We start from the raw sequence: 3,898 nt of genomic DNA, 5'->3' as shown, positions 1-3,898 counted from the left end.
CGATGGTGGCCAGCGCGCGGCGGCGACCATGGCAGGCGGGGGCGGCATCCGCGGCAGCGGTGTCGTTGGCGCGCTGGGGCTTCAGGACTTTGAGGCGAGAGGGCATGCGATACGCTCCAGAAAGAGAAAAGGCGTCCCGATCCCCGGCCCGGACACCTGGCCAGGAAGGCCAGCGTTCGGGGCGGGGTTCAGGACGCCGTTGTCCGATGCCTCGCGGTCGACGTTGATCGCGGGCACACATGTTGTGAGGTGCTTCCGGGTGATGCGCGGCCGTCGTTGGCCGTGTCTTGGGTAACGCAAGCGCTATGCCAGCGCTTTTTGGGGTGCCGGAAGGGAAATGGCGGGGCCGGCGGTGCCCGTTTCACTGTCGAGATGCGCCGCCGGGGAATGGCGCCGCGCCAGTCTTGTGCAACGCACCAACGGCGTGCCATGCACCGCGTCCATGTGCCGCGCCCACTAGCGCCGAGGGATCAGGCCATCACATCGATCACGCGCTGTGCGGCATCCACGAGCCGGATACCGCGCTCCATAGCCATCGAGCGCAGTCGCTTGAAGGCTTCGTCCTCGCTGATGCCGCGTGCCTGCATCAGCAGGCCCTTGGCGCGCTCCACCGTCTTGCGCTCGGCCAGCTTGAGCTTGGTGGCGTCGAGTTCGGCGCGTAGCTGCTGGTCCAGCTGGAAGCGGGCGTAGGCCACATCGAGCACCGTCTTCACCCGTTCCGCACGCAGGCCGTCGACGATGTAGGCGGTGATACCGGCCGACAGGGCGGCCTTGATGCGCTGAGCGTCGTCGTTATCCGTGAACAGCACGATCGGGCGCGGCGCATGCTGGGTGGAGACGCAGACATGCTCGATGGTGTCGCGCGCGGCCGATTCGGAGGCAATGATGACCAGGTCCGGCTGGCTGGCCGCAATGGTGTCCGGCAGGCGCAGGTCCGCATCGACCGTCTGCACCTCGGTGAAGCCTGCCTGCGCCAGACCGGCGCGGATCGTCTCCACGTTGAGCGGATCGGCCTCGTGCGGATCACGAACCAGCAGGATGCGCAGGCTCCGGCTCGTGGTGGCTGGCGGTGCTACGGCGGAAGGGGGCGGATGGCGACGGGTCATGGAGGGCGCTTGGTTGCGGTGCAATATGCAAGATTCGCGCCGGGTCTGCTTCCACTGTATGCCACCGTATTCAAGGTGTATCCTTTGCCCCTGCCGCGGCCCACCCGACTGGGCACGACCGGACACGACACCGGGTGCGGCGTTCCATCAAAAAAGAGAAAGCTGGAGAGTTGGATGACCGAATTCGTCTTCGCGCCGCAAGCCCCCGTCGGTGTTCCCGTGCGTGGTGGCAGCGCAAGTTTCCCTGTGCGCCGGGTCTACTGCGTGGGCCGGAACTATGCCGCCCATGCCCGTGAAATGGGTTCGGACCCCGACCGTGAACCGCCGTTCTTCTTCTGCAAGCCGTCCGACGCGGTCAGCTACGTGGCCGACAACGTCGAGGGCGCCTTCCCGTACCCGCCGGGCACGGGCAATTGCCACTACGAGGTGGAGCTGGTTGTCGCCATCGGCAAGGGCGGCCGCGACATCCCGGTCGAGCAGGCCGCCAGCCATGTCTTCGGCTATGCCATCGGCCTCGACATGACGCGCCGCGACCTGCAGAACGAATCGAAGAAAACCGGCCGCCCTTGGGAAACCGGCAAGGCATTCGACAAGTCCGCACCGATCGGCCCGATCGTGCCGGTCTCGGCTATCGGCCACCCGGAAAAGGGCGCCGTGACGCTGGCCGTCAATGGCGTGGAGAAGCAGCGTGGCGACCTGTCGGATCTGATCTGGTCGGTGCCTGAAATGGTGTCGTACCTGTCGAAGCTGTTCGAACTGCAGCCGGGCGACCTGATCTACAGCGGCACGCCTGAAGGCGTGGGCCCGGTAGTGAAGGGCGACGTCATGCAATGCCACATCGAAGGTGTGGGCGATCTGACCGTCAAGGTGGTGTGAGGCAATGCTCGAGCTCCATAGTTACTTCCGTAGCTCGGCGTCGTTCAGGGTGCGTATCGCGCTGAACCTGAAGGGCTTGCCCTATGACTACAAGGGTGTGCATCTGCTGAGGGAAGGCGGCATGCAGCTGAAGCCCGAGTATCGCGCGCTGAATGCCGATGGCGTGGTGCCGACGCTCGTGGTCGATGGCAGGCCCCTGATCCAGTCGATGGCGATCATCGAGTATCTCGACGAAACCCATCCGGAGCCGGCGCTGCTGCCGAAGGACCCGTTCGAGCGTGCGGTCGTGCGCGGCCTGGCTCAGGAAATCGCCTGCGAGATCCATCCGCTCAACAACCTGCGCGTGCTCAAGTACCTCAAGCACGAGCTCAAGGTGTCGGAGGAGGCCAAGGATGCGTGGTACCGCCACTGGATCGAACAGGGGTTTGCCTCGCTCGAAGTCAATCTGTCGCAACTGGGGCGTGTGGGTCGCTTTGCGTTCGGCGATACGCCGACATTGATCGACTGCTGCCTGGTGCCGCAGGTATTCAACGCGCAGCGCTTCAATGTCGATGTGAGCCGCTTCCCGACGATCGCGAAGATCCATGCCACTTGCATGGAGGTAGACGCGTTCCAGAAGGCCGCGCCAGGGGCGCAGCCGGACAGCGAGTAATCGGTAGCGTTGCCAGAAACAAAAACCCCGGTGTCATCACCGGGGTTTTTGTTTTTGCGTGCCTGCGGGATTCAGCCCAGCAGCGCCTCGGCGAACTCGTCCGCCTTGAACGGCTGCAGGTCCTCGACCTTCTCGCCCACGCCGATGAAGTACACCGGTACCGGGCGCTGGCGCGCGATCGCGGCCAGGATGCCGCCCTTGGCCGTGCCGTCGAGCTTGGTCACGATCAGGCCGGTCAGGCCGAGCGCGTCATCGAACGCGCGCGTCTGGGCCAGTGCGTTCTGACCGGTATTGGCGTCGATCACGAGCAGCACTTCATGCGGTGCGGTCGGCATTGACTTGCCGATCACGCGCTTGACCTTCTTGAGTTCCTCCATCAGGTGAAGCTGCGTGGGCAGGCGGCCAGCGGTATCCGCCATCACGATATCGATCTTGCGCGCGCGCGCCGCGTTGACGGCATCGAAGATCACGGCGGCTGGGTCGCCACTTTCCTGGGCCACCACGGTCACGTTGTTGCGCTCGCCCCAGATCGTGAGCTGTTCGCGCGCGGCGGCGCGGAACGTGTCGCCGGCGGCCAGCAGCACGGACTGGTGATAGGACTGGAAATGCTTGCAGAGCTTACCGATGCTGGTGGTCTTGCCCGCGCCGTTGACGCCGGCAATCATCATCACCAGCGGCTGCTCGCGGCCCAGTTCCATCGTCTTCTCGAGCGGCTTGAGGAGCTGCGTCAGCAGGTCCTTGAGCGCGGCTTTCACACCTTCGGCCGTTTCAATACGATCATTCTTGATGCGGCGGCGCAGTTCGCCCAGCAGATACTCGGTGGCCTCCACGCCGGCATCGGCCATCAGCAGCGCCGTTTCCAGTTCCTCGAACAGCGCCTCGTCGACCTTGACGCCGACGAACAGCACGCCGATGTTGCGGCTGGTCTTCGACAGGCCGGCACGCAGTCGCGACATCCAGCCGCGCTTGGCTTCCGCGGTTTGCGCGGGCGGCGGGGTTAGCTCCAGTTCCTCGATGACCGGCGGCGTATAGCTGGCCGGAGGCGGAGCCGACGCCACGGGCGGCACGACCGGTGGTGCCACGGGTGGCGCCACATGGACGGGCGCCGGGGCGGGCGTTGGAGCCGGCGCCGGTGTTGAAACCGGGGCTGAAACCGGAGTTGCAACGGGTACCGCTACAGGGGGGGCGACAGGGGTTACCGCAGGTGCCGCAGCCGGGGTGGGGGCGGGAAGCGGGGCCGGCGCGGGAGCAGGCGCCGGTGTGG

Annotated in this window: 4 protein-coding genes; 2 read left to right on the top strand and 2 right to left on the bottom strand. The window is 65.7% G+C overall.

Annotation, left to right across the window (positions count from 1 at the left end; all coding sequences use genetic code 11):
• Positions 1-470: 470 nt before the first annotated feature.
• Positions 471-1,106 carry an ANTAR domain-containing protein gene (locus D769_RS20150; RefSeq protein ID WP_008648901.1) on the bottom strand — a complete coding sequence of 212 codons (636 nt, stop codon included), beginning with the start codon at positions 1,104-1,106 and terminating at the stop codon, positions 471-473.
• Positions 1,107-1,280: 174 nt separating this feature from the next.
• Between D769_RS20150 and D769_RS20145 the strand changes: the two genes are divergently transcribed.
• Both D769_RS20145 and maiA read left to right on the top strand, forming a co-directional pair.
• On the top strand, positions 1,281-1,982 hold the full coding sequence (locus tag D769_RS20145; RefSeq protein WP_008648900.1) for a fumarylacetoacetate hydrolase family protein: 702 nt from the start codon (positions 1,281-1,283) through the stop codon (positions 1,980-1,982).
• A gap of 4 nt (positions 1,983-1,986) precedes the next feature.
• Positions 1,987-2,634 carry a maleylacetoacetate isomerase gene (gene maiA, locus D769_RS20140; RefSeq protein WP_008648898.1) on the top strand — a complete coding sequence of 216 codons (648 nt, stop codon included), beginning with the start codon at positions 1,987-1,989 and terminating at the stop codon, positions 2,632-2,634.
• A 71-nt stretch (positions 2,635-2,705) separates the two neighbouring features.
• Here maiA and ftsY read toward each other — a convergent pair whose 3' ends face one another.
• A complete protein-coding gene (ftsY, locus tag D769_RS20135; RefSeq protein WP_011515170.1) occupies positions 2,706-3,728 on the bottom strand; it encodes a signal recognition particle-docking protein FtsY in 1,023 nt (340 codons plus the stop codon).
• Between the last annotated feature and the right edge of the window lie 170 nt (positions 3,729-3,898).

Source organism: Cupriavidus sp. HMR-1, assembly GCF_000319775.1.
GTDB classification, from domain to species: Bacteria; Pseudomonadota; Gammaproteobacteria; order Burkholderiales; family Burkholderiaceae; genus Cupriavidus; species Cupriavidus metallidurans.
The sequence above is the reverse complement of the archived record's forward strand: the minus strand, read 5'-3'. Positions and strand labels throughout refer to the sequence as shown.

What these genes read in the sequence shown, in the direction of transcription:
- maiA (WP_008648898.1), top strand. Translation starts at nt 1,987, where the DNA reads ATGCTCGAGCTCCATAGTTACTTCCGTAGCTCGGCGTCGTTCAGGGTG.
- D769_RS20150 (WP_008648901.1), bottom strand. Translation starts at nt 1,106, where the DNA reads ATGACCCGTCGCCATCCGCCCCCTTCCGCCGTAGCACCGCCAGCCACC.
- D769_RS20145 (WP_008648900.1), top strand. Translation starts at nt 1,281, where the DNA reads ATGACCGAATTCGTCTTCGCGCCGCAAGCCCCCGTCGGTGTTCCCGTG.